At 55.8% G+C, this 19,397-nt stretch carries 21 protein-coding genes; 5 read left to right on the forward strand and 16 right to left on the reverse strand.

Annotation, left to right across the window (positions count from 1 at the left end):
* Positions 1 to 20: 20 nt before the first annotated feature.
* The 6 genes from trpA to QRN55_RS21350 all read right to left on the reverse strand — a co-directional run bounded on the left by trpA (position 21) and on the right by QRN55_RS21350 (position 6,172).
* Positions 21 to 860 carry a tryptophan synthase subunit alpha gene (trpA, locus tag QRN55_RS21325; RefSeq protein WP_284778221.1) on the reverse strand — a complete coding sequence of 280 codons (840 nt, stop codon included), beginning with the start codon at positions 858 to 860 and terminating at the stop codon, positions 21 to 23.
* 2 nt (positions 861 to 862) lie between these two features.
* Entirely contained in the window at positions 863 to 2,083 is a 1,221-nt protein-coding gene (trpB, locus tag QRN55_RS21330) for a tryptophan synthase subunit beta (RefSeq protein ID WP_284778222.1), read from the reverse strand.
* Positions 2,084 to 2,085: 2 nt separating this feature from the next.
* A complete protein-coding gene (locus tag QRN55_RS21335; protein WP_284778223.1) occupies positions 2,086 to 2,742 on the reverse strand; it encodes a phosphoribosylanthranilate isomerase in 657 nt (218 codons plus the stop codon).
* 103 nt (positions 2,743 to 2,845) lie between these two features.
* A complete protein-coding gene (locus tag QRN55_RS21340; protein ID WP_284778224.1) occupies positions 2,846 to 3,613 on the reverse strand; it encodes a M48 family metallopeptidase in 768 nt (255 codons plus the stop codon).
* A gap of 45 nt (positions 3,614 to 3,658) precedes the next feature.
* Entirely contained in the window at positions 3,659 to 4,894 is a 1,236-nt protein-coding gene (locus QRN55_RS21345; protein WP_284778225.1) for a polyhydroxyalkanoate depolymerase, read from the reverse strand.
* Between the two features lie 435 nt (positions 4,895 to 5,329).
* Positions 5,330 to 6,172: a fumarylacetoacetate hydrolase family protein gene (locus QRN55_RS21350; RefSeq protein WP_284778226.1), complete on the reverse strand. Its 843-nt coding sequence runs from the start codon at positions 6,170 to 6,172 to the stop codon at positions 5,330 to 5,332.
* A 193-nt stretch (positions 6,173 to 6,365) separates the two neighbouring features.
* Between QRN55_RS21350 and QRN55_RS21355 the strand changes: the two genes are divergently transcribed.
* Positions 6,366 to 6,968: a nitroreductase family protein gene (locus QRN55_RS21355; RefSeq protein WP_284778227.1), complete on the forward strand. Its 603-nt coding sequence runs from the start codon at positions 6,366 to 6,368 to the stop codon at positions 6,966 to 6,968.
* 114 nt (positions 6,969 to 7,082) lie between these two features.
* On the opposite strand, the gene gyrB is transcribed toward QRN55_RS21355, so the two are convergent.
* The 5 genes from gyrB to QRN55_RS21380 all read right to left on the reverse strand — a co-directional run bounded on the left by gyrB (position 7,083) and on the right by QRN55_RS21380 (position 12,421).
* A complete protein-coding gene (gene gyrB / locus QRN55_RS21360; RefSeq protein WP_112501119.1) occupies positions 7,083 to 9,518 on the reverse strand; it encodes a DNA topoisomerase (ATP-hydrolyzing) subunit B in 2,436 nt (811 codons plus the stop codon).
* A gap of 158 nt (positions 9,519 to 9,676) precedes the next feature.
* Complete coding sequence (locus QRN55_RS21365; RefSeq protein WP_111841283.1) at positions 9,677 to 10,042, reverse strand: helix-turn-helix domain-containing protein; 366 nt, start codon at positions 10,040 to 10,042, stop codon at positions 9,677 to 9,679.
* On the reverse strand, positions 10,039 to 10,608 hold the full coding sequence (locus QRN55_RS21370; protein ID WP_233123517.1) for a Smr/MutS family protein: 570 nt from the start codon (positions 10,606 to 10,608) through the stop codon (positions 10,039 to 10,041). The genes QRN55_RS21365 and QRN55_RS21370 overlap by 4 nt, the downstream gene beginning before the upstream one ends.
* Positions 10,608 to 11,726 (reverse strand): murein transglycosylase A, encoded by a 1,119-nt coding sequence (mltA, locus tag QRN55_RS21375; protein WP_284778228.1) that lies wholly within the window; start codon positions 11,724 to 11,726, stop codon positions 10,608 to 10,610. Before mltA ends, QRN55_RS21370 begins: the two co-directional genes overlap by 1 nt.
* On the reverse strand, positions 11,723 to 12,421 hold the full coding sequence (locus QRN55_RS21380; RefSeq protein WP_284778229.1) for a Tim44/TimA family putative adaptor protein: 699 nt from the start codon (positions 12,419 to 12,421) through the stop codon (positions 11,723 to 11,725). The genes mltA and QRN55_RS21380 overlap by 4 nt, the downstream gene beginning before the upstream one ends.
* A gap of 254 nt (positions 12,422 to 12,675) precedes the next feature.
* Here QRN55_RS21380 and QRN55_RS21385 point away from each other — a divergent pair, with 254 nt between their 5' ends.
* The gene (locus QRN55_RS21385; protein WP_111841286.1) at positions 12,676 to 13,188 is read left to right on the forward strand and encodes an FxsA family protein; all 513 of its coding nucleotides are present in this window, start codon (positions 12,676 to 12,678) and stop codon (positions 13,186 to 13,188) included.
* An 83-nt stretch (positions 13,189 to 13,271) separates the two neighbouring features.
* Positions 13,272 to 13,754 (forward strand): protein-export chaperone SecB, encoded by a 483-nt coding sequence (gene secB / locus QRN55_RS21390; protein WP_111841287.1) that lies wholly within the window; start codon positions 13,272 to 13,274, stop codon positions 13,752 to 13,754.
* A 48-nt stretch (positions 13,755 to 13,802) separates the two neighbouring features.
* Here the strand turns inward: secB and dnaQ are convergent, their stop codons facing one another.
* Genes dnaQ through QRN55_RS21415 form a run of 5 tightly spaced genes read right to left on the reverse strand, consistent with a single transcriptional unit; the run spans position 13,803 to position 17,406 of the window.
* On the reverse strand, positions 13,803 to 14,501 hold the full coding sequence (gene dnaQ, locus QRN55_RS21395) for a DNA polymerase III subunit epsilon (RefSeq protein WP_284778230.1): 699 nt from the start codon (positions 14,499 to 14,501) through the stop codon (positions 13,803 to 13,805).
* Positions 14,494 to 15,099 (reverse strand): dephospho-CoA kinase, encoded by a 606-nt coding sequence (coaE, locus tag QRN55_RS21400; protein WP_284778231.1) that lies wholly within the window; start codon positions 15,097 to 15,099, stop codon positions 14,494 to 14,496. The genes dnaQ and coaE overlap by 8 nt, the downstream gene beginning before the upstream one ends.
* A complete protein-coding gene (locus QRN55_RS21405) occupies positions 15,096 to 15,959 on the reverse strand; it encodes a shikimate dehydrogenase (RefSeq protein ID WP_284778232.1) in 864 nt (287 codons plus the stop codon). Before QRN55_RS21405 ends, coaE begins: the two co-directional genes overlap by 4 nt.
* Entirely contained in the window at positions 15,952 to 16,551 is a 600-nt protein-coding gene (locus tag QRN55_RS21410) for a Maf-like protein (protein WP_284778233.1), read from the reverse strand. Before QRN55_RS21410 ends, QRN55_RS21405 begins: the two co-directional genes overlap by 8 nt.
* Positions 16,552 to 16,584: 33 nt before the next feature.
* Entirely contained in the window at positions 16,585 to 17,406 is an 822-nt protein-coding gene (locus QRN55_RS21415) for a pyruvate, water dikinase regulatory protein (RefSeq protein WP_111841346.1), read from the reverse strand.
* 407 nt (positions 17,407 to 17,813) lie between these two features.
* Here QRN55_RS21415 and hemE point away from each other — a divergent pair, with 407 nt between their 5' ends.
* Together hemE and hemJ are read left to right on the forward strand one after the other, a co-directional pair.
* The gene (gene hemE / locus QRN55_RS21420; protein WP_284778234.1) at positions 17,814 to 18,848 is read left to right on the forward strand and encodes a uroporphyrinogen decarboxylase; all 1,035 of its coding nucleotides are present in this window, start codon (positions 17,814 to 17,816) and stop codon (positions 18,846 to 18,848) included.
* Positions 18,845 to 19,390 carry a protoporphyrinogen oxidase HemJ gene (hemJ, locus tag QRN55_RS21425; protein WP_284778235.1) on the forward strand — a complete coding sequence of 182 codons (546 nt, stop codon included), beginning with the start codon at positions 18,845 to 18,847 and terminating at the stop codon, positions 19,388 to 19,390. The genes hemE and hemJ overlap by 4 nt, the downstream gene beginning before the upstream one ends.
* Positions 19,391 to 19,397: the final 7 nt, after the last annotated feature.

Consider the following 19,397-nt stretch of genomic DNA (forward strand, 5'->3'; position numbering starts at 1 on the left):
AGCTGCGCTGAACCGAAGACTTACTCGGCAGCGGCAAGGCGCGATGCGCGCACACCTGTTGAAAGTCCCTTTACCAGTGTTGTCACCGAGGAAACAGTGTCGTTGGTGGCCTTCCCATCCTTGGTCAGGCTTCCGGCAATCTGGTTGACGATGGCAGAACCCACCACGACGCCATCGGCAACAGCGCCGATTGCGCGGGCATGATCCGCCGTCTTGACGCCGAAGCCGACACAGACTGGCAGGCCGGTATGCGATTTGATACGACCGACTGCGCCTGAAATCGTCGACGGATCGGGCAATGCCGAACCGGTGATACCATTCATCGAAACGTAGTAGACGAAGCCGGAGGTGTTTTTGAGAACCGCAGGCAGGCGCTTCTCATCCGTGGTCGGCGTTGCCAGACGAATGAAATTGATGCCGCGGGCCAGCGCAGGAACGCAAAGTTCATCATCCATCTCGGGCGGAAGATCAACGACGATCAATCCATCGATGCCAGCTGCAAGCGCATCATCCAGGAACTTTTCGACGCCGTAGATGTAGATGGGATTGTAGTAGCCCATCAACACGATCGGGGTGGTGTCGTCGCCCTTACGGAATTCGCGGGAGAGAGAGAGCGTCGTCTTCAACGTCTGCCCGCCCTTTAGGGCACGCTGGGCCGCCATCTGGATGGCCGGGCCGTCGGCCATCGGGTCGGAAAACGGCATGCCGAGTTCGATCACATCGGCACCGGCTTCCGGCAGCGACTTCATGATGCCCAACGACGTGTCGAAATCCGGATCGCCACCCATGAAATAGGTGATCAGTGCGGGGCGGTTTTCAGCGCGCAGATCAGCAAAGCGCTTGTCCATACGTGCAGTCATGATTACGCACCCATTTCCAGAAGTTTCGCTACGGTAAAGATGTCCTTGTCGCCACGGCCGCATAGGTTCATGACGATGATTTGGTCCTTGCCCATCTTCGGTGCGCGCTTGACGACTTCAGCCAGCGCGTGGGCAGGCTCAAGAGCTGGAATGATGCCCTCGGTGCGTGTCAGCAACTGGAAGGCATCCAGCGCCTCTGTGTCCATGATGGGGACATATTCGACGCGACCGGCGTCCTTCAGCCAGGAGTGCTCAGGGCCGATGCCGGGATAATCGAGACCGGCTGAGACCGAATGACCTTCCTTGATCTGGCCATCGCTGTCCTGCAACAGATAGGTGCGGTTGCCATGGAGAACGCCCGGCGCACCCGCCGTGAGCGACGCACAATGTTCTTCGCCCTCAAGGCCCTTGCCGCCCGCTTCGACGCCGACGATCTTGACGCTTGCATCATCGAGGAACGGGTGGAACAGGCCGATGGCATTGGAACCGCCGCCGACGGCTGCCACCAGCAAATCTGGAAGACGGCCTTCTGCGGCCATCATCTGCTCGCGCACTTCGTGGCCGATGACAGATTGGAAGTCGCGGACCATTTCCGGGTAGGGATGCGGACCTGCTGCTGTGCCGATCATATAATAGGTGTCATCGACATTGGTGACCCAATCGCGCAATGCCTCGTTCATGGCATCTTTCAGCGTGCCGTGGCCGGAGGTCACCGGAATGACTTCCGCGCCCAGAAGCTTCATGCGGAAAACGTTCGGCGCCTGACGCTCGACATCCGTCGCGCCCATATAGACCACGCAGGGGATGCCGAAGCGGGCAGCGACGGTTGCCGAGGCAACGCCATGCTGACCGGCACCGGTTTCCGCAATGATACGGGTCTTGCCCATGCGCTTGGCGAGCAGGATTTGGCCGAGGCAATTGTTGATCTTGTGCGAACCCGTATGGTTCAACTCATCGCGTTTGAAGTAAATCTTTGCGCCACCCAACTCCTGCGTCAGTCGCTCTGCGAAATAGAGTGGACTTGGACGGCCTGTATAATGGGTGTTGAGGTGGGTCAGCTCTGCCTGAAACGCTGGGTCGGTCTTTGCCTTGTTCCACTCGTCCTGAAGGTCAAGGATCAGCGGCATCAGCGTTTCGGCCACGAAGCGGCCTCCGTAGATACCGAAGCGACCGTCCTCATCGGGACCGGCGCGGAAAGAGTTGGGTTTCACCGTTTCGTTCACTCTCAAACTCCCTGCGTTCTGGCAGACCGTATCGCATCGAAGAATGCGTCGATCATGGCCAGATCCTTGACACCCGGTGCGCTTTCCACACCGGAAGATGCATCTATTGCCAAAGCGCCTGTCACGTCCAAGGCTTCGGCAATGTTGTCTTTGTTCAATCCCCCGGAAAGCATGTAATCCACACCCTCGTCAAGAGAGCGCAGCAAGGTCCAGTCGAAGGAGACGCCATTGCCGCCGGGCAGATCGGAACCCTTTGGCGGCTTGGCATCGAACAGAAATTTATCGGCAATCCCTATATAGGGATCAATTTTGGCGAGATCATCGCCATCGCGAATGGAAAACGCTTTTATGACGGGCAGTCCGTAAACGGCCTTGACGTTCAGAACCCGCTCTGGGCTTTCGCTACCATGAAGCTGCAGCATATCGGGCTTCAGCAGATCGATGATCTCATCCAGCTCGTCATTGTCGGCATCGACGGTAACAGCCACGATCTTGACGCTGCCACGCACGGCATCCGCCAGCTTGCCGGCAATATCGGGCTCGATATTGCGCGGGCTCTTTTCGAAAAAGATAAAGCCGATATGGCTCGCGCCGCGTCGAAAAGCTCGCTCGATGGCGTCAGCAGACTTCAATCCGCAAATCTTGATATCCGGTTTCATGACTTGGGAGGTGCCATGAAATAGCTGATGAGTCGAGCCAAATCGAATGTAACCCTAATACAGGCAGATGTTTCACGTGAATCCAAAATGGTTTTTTAAGGATTCACTCGAAATCGATGGCATGGAGTTGCGAGCCGTTGCGTTTGAGCCAGGCTTTAGAGGCTTCCGTGGTCGGGCAGAGTTTCTCACACAGCGCCCAGAATTTCGGGCCATGGTTCATCTCGCGCAGATGGGCGACCTCATGGGCGGCGAGATAATCGATGACGCTTTCCGGCGCCATGACGATGCGCCAGGAAAAGCTCAAGTTTCCCTCATGCGAGCACGAGCCCCAACGGCTTCGTGTGTCCTTCATGGAGATGGACCGTGCAGGCCTGCCAACTGATTTGGCGTGGTGAGCCACCAGCCTCTCAAGATCGGCCCTCGCCTCTTTCTTCAGAAAGGTCGAGATACGACGGCCAAGATGTTCCGGCAGACCGCTGACCCGCAGCACCGCCTCGCCGTCTTCGTTCGTCGCAAGATGCGTTACGCCGCGCAATGTGCCGGTGTGTTCGATGCGATGCGGCACGCCGCGGATGGAAATGCTGCCGCCATCGGCAACGCTGCCGCCTTCCGAAAACTTCGATAGCCTCGCTTTCAGCCAGCCATTGTGCCGGTCGAGAAAATCATCCACCTCGCGATGGTGGAGACCATAGGGAATGGTCATCTTCAGCGCTTTGCCGCCCGGCTCTATGCGCAGCGTGATGCGGGTGGCGCGCTGATTTTCCGTGATGGTGATGGGGACGCTGCGGCCACCGACATCCACCACGCGCTGAGACGGCACGGCCTTGGCAGGCGACGTGGATTTGAGGGACTTTCGAAGGAGCGAAAACATCGCCTTTCATAGCGATTCGCGCCGCAAAAAGCTATCCGGTCGCTTCTATACGGCACGCTCGTTTTTGCGGATAAAGTCCAGCATGCGCGGGACGATATCGCGACGGAATCGAGAACCGTTGAAGACGCCGTAGTGGCCGACATCCGGCTGCATGTAATGCTCGCGTTTCTCGGGCGGAATATTCGAGCAGAGATCATGTGCCGCCTTGGTCTGGCCGACGCCGGAAATGTCGTCATTTTCGCCCTCGACGGTGAACAGCGCTGTACGCTTAACGGAGGACGGGTCCACCGCCCTGCCCCTGTGCAGCATCGTCCCCTTGGGAAGCGCATGTTCGATGAACACGGTTTCCACGGTCTGGAGATAAAATTCTGCCGTCAAATCCATGACTGCCAGATACTCATCGTAGAACTCGCGGTGCTTCTCCGCCGTCTCACCGTCGTTCTTCACGAGGTTCATGTAGAAATCCTTGTGCGCCGTCATGTGCTTGTCGAGGTTCATCGACATGAAGCCGGTGAGTTGCAGGAAGCCGGGATAGACCGCGCGGCCAAAACCGGGCTGCGGCCACGGCACATGCATGATGACATTGTCCCTGAACCACTCGATTGGCTTACCTTTAGCCATCTCGTTGACCGCGGTGGGGTTGATCCGTGTATCGATCGGCCCACCCATCAGGGTCATGGAGGCGGGTGCGCATGTGTCATCGTCGGCTTCCATCAGCGAAACGGCGGCTAGCACCGGCACCGACGGCTGACAAACGGCCACGACATGCACGCCCTCGCCAATATGGTGGATCATGTCGATGAGATAATCGATGTAATCATCGAGATCGAAACGGCCATCCGTTAGCGCCACGGTGCGCGCATCCAGCCAGTCCGTGATGTAGAGATCGGCAGATGGGAGAAGCGCCTCGACCGTACCGCGCAGCAAGGTCGCGTAATGGCCGGACATGGGTGCGACCAGCAGGACTTTCGGATCTGGTGCTTGGCCGACAGGGAGATCGCGTTTGAAATGGATGAGATTGCAGAACGGCAGCGACCAGACAATCTCTTCGCTGACCCCAACTGATTTTCCGCCGATCACCGTCTCCGAGAGATCGAATTGCGGCTTGCCGTAGCGACGTGTCAGCCGCTCGAACACTTCAAAGCCCGCGTCGAGGCTTCGTCCGAAGGCTGTATTGGACAGAGGATTGACGGGATTGTTGAAGGCCTGCCGCATCATATCGGCGCTGGCCCTGAGCGGCATCATGGCCGCGTGGTTCATTTCATAAAACTGATAGAACATGGATGAACGCCTCCCGTCGTTTATCGACTTCTTTTCGTCATGATAGCATCTTTTCGCACATGCACAAAATCAGGCTGTCATTTTGGGAGCTGGTTGCTGTCTCGACGCTTAGTTTTTGAGGATTTACGGAGTCTGAGTCCGATGAAGATCAAGGAAGCGATCATTGCCAAAGCTAATGAAAACATCGGGCCCGTGATCAGGAGCACAATCCAAGGACAGGCAACGTCCTCGCATTTATAAAGGCCGTTTAAACCTGCCTGAAAAGCCAGCCAATACCCTAGGATGATACAAGCGCCTGCGATGCAGAGGACTGCCAATACTATCTTTATTATTCTCACAACTACCCCCGCAGCGAGGTAGCAGCTTGTCACACGCTGACGCGAAAGGGCAAGCCAAAGCCTGCCCTTTTTCATTACGCACTGTTCAATATTAGCCTCAGACGTCGGCCACGAATGTCTGCTTCTGTGTGCCGAGACCTTCGATGCCGAGCTCGACCACGTCGCCTGCTTTCAAGAAGCGCTGTGGCTTCATGCCGAGACCGACGCCGGGAGGCGTGCCGGTGGAGATGATGTCGCCGGGATGCAGGGACATGAACTGGCTGAGGTAGGAGACGACATGGGCAACGCCATAGACCATGGTCTTGCTGGAGCCGTTCTGCATCGTCTCGCCATTGACCTTCAGCCACATGCCGAGGTTTTGCGGATCAGCGACTTCGTCCTTGGTGACGAGCCATGGGCCGACCGGACCGAAGGTGTCGCAGGACTTGCCCTTGGTCCATTGTCCCTGGCGCTCAGACTGAAAGGCGCGCTCCGACACATCATGCGAAACACAGTAACCGGCGACGTAATCCAGAGCATCGGCTTCGGAGACATATTTCGCCGTCTTGCCGATGACGACGCCGAGTTCGACTTCCCAGTCCGTCTTTTCCGAACCGCGCGGGATAACCACATTGTCGTTCGGCCCGACGATAGCCGATGTGGCCTTCATGAAAATCACCGGCTCCGGTGGCACAGTGGCGCCGGTTTCGGCTGCGTGATCGGAGAAATTGAGACCGATACAAATGAATTTGCCGGTGCCAGACACGCAAGCGCCGATACGGTCGTCACTCAGAACCGGAAGCGAAGCCAAATCGATGGCTGCAATCTTCTTGAGACTTTCGGGAGAAATGGCATCGCCACCGATGTCTTTCACATGCGCGGACAGATCGCGCACCTTTCCTTCAGCATCGAGGATAGCTGGCTTTTCCTGGCCCGGTTGGCCTACGCGTAACAATTTCATGACATTTCTCCCATTGTCCGACATGTTCCTGCATATATGAACGAACTATTTATCCGTGTCACCCCTGCTAGCAATTCAAAACATCGCTCTTCGGATTGTAGGAGGCATTTTCCTCAGCGGGGTGTATGACATGTCTTTAGGGCCTCACGGTGCGCCTATGCATCATGACGTCAAACAGTGTCGAGGAGATGATATGACCTACGCCAATTCACGCCAGTCCGAGTATCCGGTCGATCCCATATTTCTGGATCGCTGGTCGCCACGTGCGTTTGACGGGAAGGGAATGCCCCGGGAGCATCTGCTGACGATCCTCGACGCTGCACATTGGGCTCCGTCTTCATCCAACCAGCAGCCATGGCGTTTCGTCTTTGCCCATAAGGGCACTAACCAATGGGATACGTTTGTCAGCCTGTTGATGGAAGGCAATCAGGTATGGGCGAAAAATGCCGCCGTTCTGCTTTTCGTCATTTCACGCGACTTTACGATTTCCCGCGATGGTGAGAAGAAACCGGCAACGACCCATTCCTTCGATGCCGGTGCTGCCTGGATGTCTCTTGCATTGCAATCCCATATGCTCGGCTACCACGCCCACGGCATGGCTGGCATCTTCAAGGACAAGATTGTCGAGACACTGGACATTCCGGCCGGGTTCATCGTCGAGGCCGCCGTCGCGATCGGGACTATGGCCGACAAATCCACCCTATCGCCAGAGCTTGCAGAGCGGGAAATCCCGAGCGACAGATTGCCACTCTCCGACGTCGCCTTCGAAGGCAAGTTTACCGGCAAGGCCGAATAGACCCTGTTTCATCTGTATGAGATCAAACAAAAGGCCCGAGGAAGAATATCCCTCGGGCCTTTTGTTAAGAATGCGTTTCACGTGAATCGTCTGACGCGACAATCCACCTAAAAATCAGATGTCGAGATTGGCGACGTTCAGCGCGTTTTCCTGAATGAAGTCACGGCGAGGCTCGACCTCGTCGCCCATCAGGCGGGCAAACAGGCTGTCGGCGTCGGTTGCATCGGGAATTTTCACCTGAAGCAGCGAGCGCACGTTTGCGTCGAGCGTGGTTTCCCACAGCTGCTCGGCATTCATCTCACCGAGACCCTTGTAACGCTGCATCGACAAGCCCTTGCGGCCTGCTGCAAAGATGGCATCGAGAAGCGAGCGGGGGCCTGAAATCGTCAGCGTTCCGTCCTTGCGTTGCAGCACCGGCGGCGTCTTGTAGATATCACCCATGCGAGTGGCCAGCTGGTCGATGTGTCGCGCGTCTGCCGAACCCATCAGGCCCATATCCAGCGTGGAGACTTCTTTCACGCCGCGCACCATGCGCCAGAAGCGCAAACCGCCATCATCAAGAACTTCGCCGGTCCAGCCGCGTTCGGTTTCTTCTGCGATCATGTCCAGACGACGCGCAACCTCGGCAACGGTGGCTTCAGCCTTGCTGGCATCGGCAGACAGTTCCGGGTTCATCGCGCCTGCAATAGCTGCCTGCTCAACAATCGAGCGGCTGTAGCGCGAATGCAGATTGTCGATCAGCGTGCGCATGCGTACCGCATCGAGAATGACCTCACGCAAATCCTGGCCGACACGGACTTCACCGGAGCCCAATGTCAGCGACGCCTCTTCGATACCCATGGAAATCAGATAGTCTTCCAGCGCCTTTTCGTCCTTCAGATACTGAACGGACTTGCCGCGCGTGACCTTATAGAGCGGTGGCTGAGCGATGTAGAGATGGCCGCGCTCGATCAGTTCCGGCATCTGGCGGAAGAAGAACGTCAACAGCAGCGTGCGAATATGCGCGCCGTCGACGTCAGCGTCGGTCATGATGATGATCTTGTGGTAGCGCAACTTGTCGGCGTTGAACTCGTCCTTGCCGATGGAGGTGCCGAGCGCCGTAATCAGCGTACCGATTTCCTGGCTGGACAGCATCTTGTCGAAACGCGCACGTTCGACGTTCAGAATCTTACCGCGCAATGGCAAAATGGCCTGCGTTTCACGCGAACGGCCCTGCTTTGCAGAACCACCGGCGGAATCACCCTCGACGAGGAAGACTTCGGATTTGGCCGGATCACGCTCCGAGCAATCGGCAAGCTTGCCGGGCAAGGAGGAGATATCGAGTGCGCCCTTGCGGCGGGTCAGTTCACGGGCCTTGCGGGCGGCTTCACGCGCAATCGCGGCTTCGACGACCTTGCCGACGAGGATTTTGGCTTCGGTCGGATGTTCTTCGAACCAGGTGCTGAGCGCTTCGTTGACGAGATTTTCGACAACGGGCCGCACTTCGGACGACACCAGCTTGTCTTTGGTCTGGGACGAGAATTTCGGGTCGGGAACCTTGACCGAGAGAACAGCGGTCAGACCTTCGCGGCAATCTTCGCCCTGAAGGGAAACCTTTTCGCGCTTGGTAATACCGGAGCTATCGGCATAGGAGGTCACCTGGCGCGTCAACGCACCACGGAAACCGGCCATATGCGTGCCGCCATCGCGCTGAGGGATGTTGTTGGTAAAGCACAGCATGTTTTCGTGGTAGGTGTCGTTCCACCACATGGCGACTTCAACGGTAATTCCGTCTTTTTCGCCAATGATGTAAACAGGCTTGTCGACGAGCGGCTTCTTGGAGCGATCGAGATACCGCACGAAGGCTGCAAGACCGCCATCATAGAGCATCTCTTCCTGCTTGATGTCGGAATGGCGCTTGTCGGTCAGAAGAATGCGCACACCCGAATTCAGGAAGGCCAGTTCGCGCAGCCGGTGTTCCAGCGTCGCGTAGGTGTATTCCGTCATCGTGAAGGTTTCGGTGCTGGCGAGGAAGGTGACTTCCGTGCCGGAGCGGCCTTCATACTCACCCACGATCTTCAGCGGACCATCGGCCACGCCGTGTGTGAAGGAAATCTCGTGGATTTTGCCGTTGCGGCGAATGCGCAGCTTCAGCCAGACCGACAGCGCGTTCACGACCGAAACGCCCACGCCGTGCAGACCGCCTGAGACCTTATAGGAGTTCTGGTCAAACTTACCGCCTGCGTGAAGCTGGGTCATGATAACTTCGGCAGCCGAGACGCCTTCACCGGTGTGGATGTCGGTGGGAATGCCGCGTCCATTGTCTGTCACCGAAACCGAACCATCGGCATTCAGCGTTACCGTCACCAGATCGGCATGACCGGCAAGCGCTTCATCGATGGCGTTGTCGACGACTTCGTAGACCATGTGGTGCAGACCGGAACCATCGTCGGTATCGCCGATATACATGCCGGGACGTTTGCGCACCGCGTCAAGGCCCTTCAAGACCTTGATCGAGTCGGCTCCATAGGCTGCACTGGCGGCGTTTTCGCTCGACGGAGTTTCAGTCATAAGCACTCTTTCCAAATGTATCTGTCGCAGCGCATCTGTTTGCGGACGGCGCGACAGCGAATCACTTTAAATCTGACGTGTGACTATAGAAATTCCGCCTCGATATCCAAAGTCCACGAGCGTCAAAACCCTGCATAAAGCGGGGGATAGCGCGGGTTTCAATCGTAAGAACGGCTTTTTTGCAGCACCTCTGCCAATTCGTCTATCACAGTTGGCGGCAGCTTGCGAATATTCCGCGCCAAACCATTGGCCAAAGCGGTATATTCCTGCGGCAAACCGCTGGTATCGATCACCACCCTTGGATCGGAAACGCCTGCGAGGGAGAACAATTCCTCCGCCTCATCCCAGATGATGTTGAAATAACCCGCAATACGCTGAAGAAGATTGAAGCTCGGCTTGCCACGTTTGCCGTGCTCCAGCGCCGAGAGATAGGCAGGCGACACACCGATCGCCAGTGCCATCTCTTTTTGCGTCACGCCCTTTTTCTCGCGAAGCATCCGCACCGCCTGTGCGAAGGGTGTCATGACCGATCTCCACCACGACGGGCTAACCGCACGTAGAGAGCACCGTCCCCCCCATGGTTCATGGAGGCATCTTCGTAGGACGAAATGAGGTACCGATATTCCGGTTTGGAAAACCACATCGGCACAGCCCGCTTCAACGCACCTTCGCTACCCATGGACCGGCCCTTGCCGGTAATGACCAGAACGTGGCGCAGACCCCGCTCATGCGCGCGGATCAGAAAGTCCAGAAGCACAGCGTGGGCCTCGCTCTGGAACATGCCATGAAGGTCGATGCGCGCTTCCAGCGCCAGCCGTCCCCGTGTCAGCTTGCGCTTGACCGGCTTTTCAAGCGGATGATGGATGCGATCCTTTTTCGGCGTCGGCAGCAAGGTATCGACAACGGGTTCGATGATCATCCTTGGAAAGGGTGGCGGTGGTTTCGGCGTCTTGACATCAGGCACGGGCGGCGGCTCGACCTCTTCCAGATCGTCCAGATCCTCGATTTTTCCAGAGATCACACGGGTCGTTCGGGCGACTTTTCCCCAGAGAACCCGCTCGTCTCTGCCGAGTTTGCGGCCACCTTTCATCACCGATACCTTTCCGCTGCTCCACGGGGTATCAGTATATAAAAATCGGCGACGTTGCGCACGGTTCCTGCACGTTCTCCGGCCTCATCCCCCGAGCCGGTGAAAATGTCGCCTCTCGCAGGTCCAACGATCGCAGATCCGGTATCGAGCGCCAGCATCAACCGGCCAAAGGGCTGGCCGTCATCGAGATGCGTAAGACTGGGCGCGCTGATGTAGAACGGAAATCCAAATGTATGGATCAACCTATCGACCGCGAGCGAGCGGCCCGCAATCAATGGAACCTTGGCCGCAGCAATCGGTCCCAGGTCCAGTCGCTCCACATCCGCCTCGCGAAAGAAGATGTAGGACCTGTTGTGCCAGAGAACCTCGTCGACCTGATCGGGGTGCGCTTCAAGCCACGCACGGATTGTCTGCATGGATATGGTGGTTGGGTCCAACTCCCCTCTGTCCAGAAGGAGCCGCCCGATCGGCGAAAACGGATGTCCGGCTTTTGCCGCATATGTGATGCGCTTGATGGCGCCATCGGCATAGCGGAGCTTCGCCGCGCCCTGCACATGAACGAAGAACAGATCGATTTTAGATTTTGCCCAGGCAATTTCGAGCCCGCGCCCGGCCAGATATCCGCGGTCGATTTCCCCTCTGTCTGGATAGTGCGTGATCGCACCATCGCGGTTCAGCGCAAAGGCATAATAGGGATCGATGCCTGTTGGCCGATTACTGTCATCGAGATCGATGAGATCGTCGGGGCGACGATAAATCGGATATTTCCAGATATCGTCTGGCGCATCCGACACTGAGATTTCTGGCTCATAGAAAGCCGTGACGAAGCCGCCTTTACCTGTCGACGGCTCGATCTGAAACGGAATGCAGTGATCTTCGAAAAACCTTCGTGCCGTGATGGCGTCGACAAAATCTGCGGTTTCTGCCTTTTGTAAAAACTCCGACAGTTCATCGGCACCAAGCCCCAGCGCGCCGGTGCGATAGGGCTTTCGATTTTCAAGATGCGTTAAAATGGACCGCATGGCAGGTAACAGCGGCGTCGGGTCGTCTGCCTGCCAACCGGGCAGTTGCGCAAACGACACCTGTTTGAGTTCGAAGTCCCTGCCCTTGCCGGTCATTGCTCGGATTCGGTCGCAATCAGTTTCCAGTTCGGATCGCGCGAGCGGATGTCGCGGGAGAATGTCCAGATGTCATCGACTTCCGACACGGCCTCCGGGTCACCGTCGATCAGCTTGCCATCCTTGTCGAAGGTCGCGGAAATCAGCTGGCTGATAATGCGCAGCGTGATCTGCTCTTCGGAATCGCGAATGCTGGCATGGGTGATGTCGATCTTCTCCGTGCCGACGAATGTCGATTTGACAACTTCACCACGCGTCTCACGCTCGGTGATTGCCGCATCGAAACCGTCATAGACGTCCTTGGACAGAAGATTTTTGAGCGTCTTGCGATCACCATCTGCAAAGGCCGTGACGATCATCTCGTAGGCCATGCGCGCACCGTTGATGAATTCCTTTGGACGGAATGTCGGATCGCTCTTCGTCAGTTCGCGCAGCGAATCATTGACAGCAGAGCCAACAGGCGCAACGGCATCGATTTCGGCATAGGGGTTTTCATCCTCATCGTCGCCACGGCGAGGCAAGGTAACGACCTTGTTATCGTCGGCTGCCGGGGTTTTCGCCACATCGCGTGGGCTATAGGGGTCCACAGGAGGCTTTTCATTGCCAGTACGGCGGCCAAGCACGCTTCGCAACTGAAGAAAAATCAGCACGGCAGCCACCAGGAAAAACAATGTTATAAAGTCGCTTGAGCCCATCTTTTACCGAAACCACCATTTAAATCTAATTTTCTACACATCATATAGTCTGCATCTGCTCATCATTCAAACAGGCAGATGCAATCGCTGGTCTCTAAAGGCAGGCAAATTGACGACATGCTTCGTCATTGAGCATTTGGATCAACCCAAACAACGCCTCTGCGTTAGTGTCCAGCATCTGATTTCTGTCCGTGAATACGTCTCGATCACCGTTAAGGACGTGCAGCGCTTCAACACCACGCAAGGCTAACAAAATGCGTTTCTCATTCCTGCCCATCATCGTCCTCGCAATGCCGATCCTTGAGATCGCCGGATTTATCATTGTCGGAAAAGCGCTTGGCCTCTGGCTGACGATGGGCCTCATTTTTCTGACATCGTTTTTGGGCCTGGTCATTTTACGGACCGGGGGTCTGAGCATGGTGCGCGATTTACAAAATGCCAGCAGGACCGGTGCTGAACCCGCAAAGGCCATGATCAGCGGTGGCATGCGGGTGATTGCAGGCATCCTGCTGTTCGTGCCTGGCTTCATTACTGACGTCATAGGGCTTCTGTTGCTTGTCCCGGCCTTCAGGGCTTTCATGTGGAAGGCCATCGGTCCACGCATCGTCGTTGCCGGCTCGTTCAAAGGTCCAGGTTTCCGCCCAGGCCCGCAGTCGAACGGCTCCTCCAAAGTGGTGGATCTGGACGAGGACGACTTTCACCGCGATGGTCCAAAGAACTCGCCATGGTCGCCCGGCAAGGACGGTCATGATCTGCCAAAACCCTGACCTTCCCTTGAGATCAAAGGGTTGTAAGCCATAATTTGAAATGATAGACGGGCTTCCAAGAATTCAATCCGCGAGGACATAGTATGACCACTGAAAACGGTGCGCAGGAAGGGGCAAACCCTTCGCTCAACATTCTAACCCAGTACACCAAGGATTTGTCGTTCGAAAATCCCGGTGCACCGCGTTCGCTTCAGGCCCGTGATGGCGCACCTGCCATCAATATCAATGTCAACGTCAACGCGAACCCGATTTCCGGGTCCGACTTCGACGTCGTCCTGACATTGAATGCCGAAGCGAAGGATGGCGACAAGGTTTTGTTCGTGGCCGAACTGGTTTACGGCGGCGTTTTCCGCATCACCGGTTTTCCTCAGGAGCATATGCTGCCGGTTCTCTTTATCGAGTGCCCGCGCCTGCTGTTCCCGTTTGCTCGCCAGATCATTGCAGACGTGACCCGCAATGGCGGCTTCCCGCCACTGATGATCGACCCGATCGATTTCTCGCAGATGTTTGCGCAGCGTGTTGCTGAAGAACAGGCCCGCGCCAAGGTTCAGGCTGTTCCGAACTAAGTTTCTTTGCAAAGATAAAATACGAACCCGGGTCAAGGCCCGGGTTTTTTAATGCGCGTATTTGTTCCAGATCGCCTTGTCACCCATGGCGAGGACGAGTTTTCCATGCGCTGCTGCCGTATCCGCATCGAGCCTCGGCGGCAGAGCGCGAGGACGAGCAACAACTTCGATCGGCCCTTCATCAACGACTTCATTGACCTGGGTTTTCGCGACGGCACCAAAGCCAAGCGCTGTCTGACGTCCGCCGATCATCTCGATATAGACTTCGGCCAGAAGTTCGGAGTCGAGCAATGCTCCATGCTTGGTGCGATGGGAATTATCTATCCCATAACGGCGGCAGAGCGCATCGAGGGAATTCGGTCCCATCGGATGTTTGCGCCGCGCCATGGACAGCGTATCCGTCACCAACTCTGGTGGAACCGCTTCTATTCCAAGACGGCTGAATTCTGCGTTGATGAAACCCATATCGAAAGTCGCATTATGCGCAACCCAGCGGGCACCCTCGAAGAAATTCCTGATCTCTTGGACAACTTCGCCGAACTTCGGCTTGTCTTTCAAAAAGTCATCTGTGATCCCATGGACCGCCAAAGCGTCAGGGTGAACTTTTCTGTCCTCGGGATTGATGAACAGATGAATGGTGCGCCCGGTTGGAAAATGATTGAAGAGCTCGATGCCGCCGATTTCGATGATACGATCGACCTTCGATTCCAGACCTGTTGTTTCCGTATCGAAAATGATCTCACGCATTGTCTTTTCCTTCTCGCTCGGTGCTCAATGCAGCAAGCACAGACTTCACCTGCTGATGTGCATCGACAATTCCGCGGCTCGTGTCGATGATAAAATCTGCGCGACGTCTCTTTTCCTCATCCGGCATCTGCCGCGCCAGGATCATCTGGAATTTCTCTTCCGTCATGCCCGGTCGGGCCAACACTCTCTGCCTTTGTATATCAGCAGGGCAACTCACGACAACAATGGTGTCGACACGGCCTTCCGCCCCAGTTTCAAAAAGCAGCGGGATATCGAGGACAGCGAGTGCCGCGCCTGCATTTCGCTGATCTTCCATAAACTCTTCCTGTTTCCTTCGAACCAAGGGGTGAACGATTTTTTCGAGACGCGCAAAATTAGCCGGATTCTGACGGAGTGTTTCACCGAGTTTTTCACGGTCTACGGTCCCATCGCGCGTGGTGCCGTTGAAGGCATCCTCAATCAAAGGCACGGCTTCGCTCTGATAAAGTTGATGAACAACCGCGTCTGAATCGCATACGGCGATGCCCTCGGCAACGAACAGCTCTGCTGTCGTCGACTTGCCCATTCCAATCGATCCCGTCAGCCCCAGGATGATCATCCTTGTTTCCCAATATCGGCTATGATGAGATTTCTGAGTTCATCATTCACGACGGGAGACTGCCCGAACCATCGTTCAAAGCCAGGCTTCGCCTGATGAAGCAACATGCCCAACCCATCGACAGTCGCAAACCCCTGCTCTTCCGCCATCGCGAGAATGGGGGTTTTGAGCGGTACATAAACAAGATCGGTGACGACTGCGCCGGTTTGAAGAGGTGAGAAATCAAGGTAGGGGGTATCGCTCCCCTCCATTCCCAAAGACGTCGTATTGACGAAAAGGCCTGCACCTTCCATAACCTCGTGGAGTGCGGGCATCGGGTGGGCGAAAATTTTGTCACCAAACCTGTCGCGCAATTCCTTCGCACGCCCGACGGTCCTATTGACGACATTAATTTCGGAAATGCCACGATTGCGCAAAGCCTGGACAATCGCCCTGCTCGCCCCGCCAGCGCCGAGAACAACGGCTCTGTCCATTTTATCCCACCCCGGCTGCTGCGCGTCGAGATTTGATATAAAACCGTAACCATCGCTGTTGGTCGCATGTATCAGGCCATCTTCCAGCCAGATCGTATTCGCCGCCCCCAATTCCCGCGCAATGTCGTCAGGCTGGTCGGCAAATCGATAGGCGGATTCCTTATGGGGAATCGTTACGTTTCCCCCGACGAAACCACCATTCTGTCCAGCTTTCAGATCAGCAATGAATGTGCGAAAGTTTTCAGGCGCTACTTCCAGTGCTTCGTACGAGCCCAGGATGCCGAAACTCTTCAACCAGTGACCATGGATCAATGGTGAGCGGGAGTGCTTTATCGGGTAGCCGGTAACGAAGGCTTTGATGGTTAATGTTTCACGTGAATCAACCATCACTTATTCCGAGTTCGCGAAGTTTCGTTAATAAAGGTAACAGCGGCAATCCCAGGATCGTGAAATAATCACCGTCTATCTGACTGAATAGCTGGATTCCCTCGCCTTCCAACTGATAGGCGCCAACACTCGACAGCACGCCTTCACCGACGCGCTGGAGGTGACGCTCTACAAATTCGGCATCGAATATGCGCATCGTCATGTCGGCAATCGTCACGACATCCCAGAGGATTTCACCGTTTTGCGCCAATGCTGCGCCGCAGTTCAGGCGATGGGTTTGCCCTGCCAGAGAGAGGAGGTTCGCATGGGCTTCAGTCATATCTTTTGGTTTGTGAAAAATCCGCGTTCCCAGAGACATTGTCTGATCACAGCCCAGAACAATCGCCCCGGGCATGATGGCGCTGACAGCAAGCGCTTTTGCTTTTGCCAATTCCACCGCAATTCGGTCAGGTGTAGCGCCTTCTGCTTCAAGACGAGCATCGATGGCGCGCTCATCGACAGCGGCGGGCATTGCCGTGAATGTCAGCCCAGCATTGCGCATCAGCATCTGGCGTGATGCGCTGGAAGAGGCAAGGATCAGCTCTGGTCTCATCAACCACGGTCTCCGAACAAGAATGCGAAGGAATTAACGCGTCCTTTGGCGAAGAGCAAGAATGGCAGCAGCCGTCTCCTCAATCGAGCGACGCGTGACATCGATTACGGGCCAGTTGTTGCGGGCGCAGAGGGAGCGCGCATATTTCAGCTCCTCCATGATCGTTGCCCGGTCAATATATTGTCCGCGGTCAAAACCACCGGTGACGCCCAGTTCGCGATTTTCACGAACCTGCGATATCCGATCCGACGTCGCCACCAGACCAACGATCAAAGGCTTGGTTGCCTTATAGAGACTATCTGGCAGCGGAACGTCTGGCACCACAGGAATATTGGCCGTCTTAATCCCTCTGTTAGCGAGATAGATGCTCGTCGGTGTCTTTGAGGTGCGACTGATGCCTATGATGACGACGTCAGCATCATCGTAATTTTCCGGCATCTGCCCGTCATCATGGTCCATCGCGAAATTCAGGGCTTCAATCCGCGCAAAATAGTCTGCGTTCAACGCGTGCTGCGCACCCACGCGGCGTCGTGATGCCGTGCCGAGATAGGTCTGAAAGATGCCGATGACCGGTTCCAGCACATTGACGCAGGGAACGCCGATGGCATGACACCGAAGATCGAGGTACTCAGCCAGTTGTTCATCCACGATTGTATAGAGCACGATTCCCGGCTCTTCATCGATGCTATCAATCACCTTTTGAAGCTGCTTCTGGTTTCGGATCATCGGGTAGACGTGCTCAAGCGGCATCGCCGCATGAAATTGTGCCGACACCGCCCTGCCCGCAGACATCAGAGTCTCACCGGTGGAGTCAGAAATCAGATGAAGATGGAAGAAGCTTTTTTGGTTCTCCACGTTGTTTTCGGCTCCCTGTTGATAAAGGTGCACAAACCTCGCATTCGGGTCCGGCACCGGGTCACGGCCTGCATAACTGCCGTTTTATCCACAATCGGCGATCCGGTGTAGCAAGCAAACACGTCCCTGTGAATTCTGTGGAGAAATGAAATCCATTAAAAACGATCAGCCCCTTATCCACAGGCTGCAGCAAATGCGAATGCGTCTCAAGCCTTTGAATCGTTAAGGAGATATGGGGATATGACCGAATTTTTCCCAAACTATGGATTCGATCAAAGCTGAAATCTGTGTTTCAGCCCGATGCGGCATTTCCGCCGGATAGATTTTAATCCTTGCTACTCACAGACTCTAAGAAATAGAAAATCATTTAGATCTCTTAGATTTTATTTTTTAGAAAAGATGAGCCCATGTCAGAGCGTCGTGTTATCAAGGTTTTGAACGGGGAAACGTTGGGCCCTCCTCCGATCTGGCTTATGAGACAGGCAGGACGTTACCTGCCGGAGTACCGGGAAACGCGGAAGGCAGCAGGAAGTTTCCTCGATCTCTGTTACAATCCTGAACTTGCGACCGAAGTGACCTTGCAGCCGATCCGACGTTTCGGCCTGGATGCCGCCATTCTGTTTTCCGACATCCTCGTGATACCCGACGCGTTGAACCGCAACGTATCCTTCACCGAGGGCAAGGGCCCTGCGATGGACCTGATCGATCCCGCGGGGATTGCAGCGTTGAGGGGTGATAACATCCTGCCGCATCTGGCTCCTGTTTTCGAAACGGTGAAGCGATTGAGGCAGGAATTACCCAGTGAAACAACGCTGCTGGGTTTTTGCGGTGCGCCGTGGACGGTTGCGACCTACATGATTGCAGGGCATGGAACGCCGGATCAGGCCCCTGCCCGTCTGTTTGGCTATCAACACCCGCAGGCCATGGAAACGCTTCTCGCTTTTCTCGCAGACGTTTCTGCCGATTATCTCGTGGCGCAGCTCGATGCTGGTGCAGATGCCGTTCAGATATTCGATTCCTGGGCCGGCGTTCTCGGCGAAAAGGAATTCGAGGATTTCGCGGTAAAGCCCGTCGCCCGCATCATCGCGTCCGTTCGGGCACGGAGGCCTGGTGCAAAAATAATAGCCTTCGCGAAGGGTGCCGGTATCCTATTGAAAGATTACCGACAGAAGACCGGTGCTGACGCCATTGGTCTCGATTGGAGCGTGCCGCTGTCGTTCGCCCGTGAACTCCAGAAGGATGGACCGGTACAGGGTAACCTCGACCCGATGCGGATGGTGGCCGGTGGCCGGGCTTTGGAAGACGGGATCGATGCGATCCTGAACTGTCTTGCTAACGGCCCGCTGATCTTCAATCTCGGGCACGGGATTACGCCCCAGGCTGACCCGGAGAATGTCGCCAGATTGGTGTCCCGTGTCCGTTCACACGGCTATGCGCTATGAGCGGGGAAAAGCAGACTTCAGCCACAGCAGGCCGTAAGGCACGCCTCCGAGCCGCAGTAGCGCTTGCCGTTTTTGTTGGCCTAGTTGCCTTGGTGCTGCATGTCGATCCCTCACACGCCTACCTCTGGATCAAGGCTTTGCACATCATTGCCGTCATCTCGTGGATGGCTGGCTTGTTCTACCTGCCCAGGCTTTTCATCTATCACACCGACGCAGCGCCCGGTTCCGACAAGTCTGAGACCTTCAAGATCATGGAGCAGAGGCTTCTCAAGGTGATCATGAACCCCGCAATGATGATTTCCTGGGTTCTTGGTCTTTACCTTGCGTGGTCAGTTTATGGTTTTTCCGGCGGCTGGTTGCATGCAAAGATCGGCCTCGTCATCCTCATGACGCTCACCCATGTCTATTTCAGCAGAAGCGTGCGCCGGTTTGCGCGTGACGAAAACACACGGACCGCTCGTCACTGGCGGTTGATGAATGAGGCCCCAACCCTTTTGATGATCCTCATAGTCATACTTGTGGTTGTGAAACCCTTCGCTTGAGGTGTCA

The organism is Agrobacterium sp. lyk4-40-TYG-31, assembly GCF_030209855.1.
Lineage (GTDB): Bacteria > Pseudomonadota > Alphaproteobacteria > Rhizobiales > Rhizobiaceae > Agrobacterium > Agrobacterium vaccinii.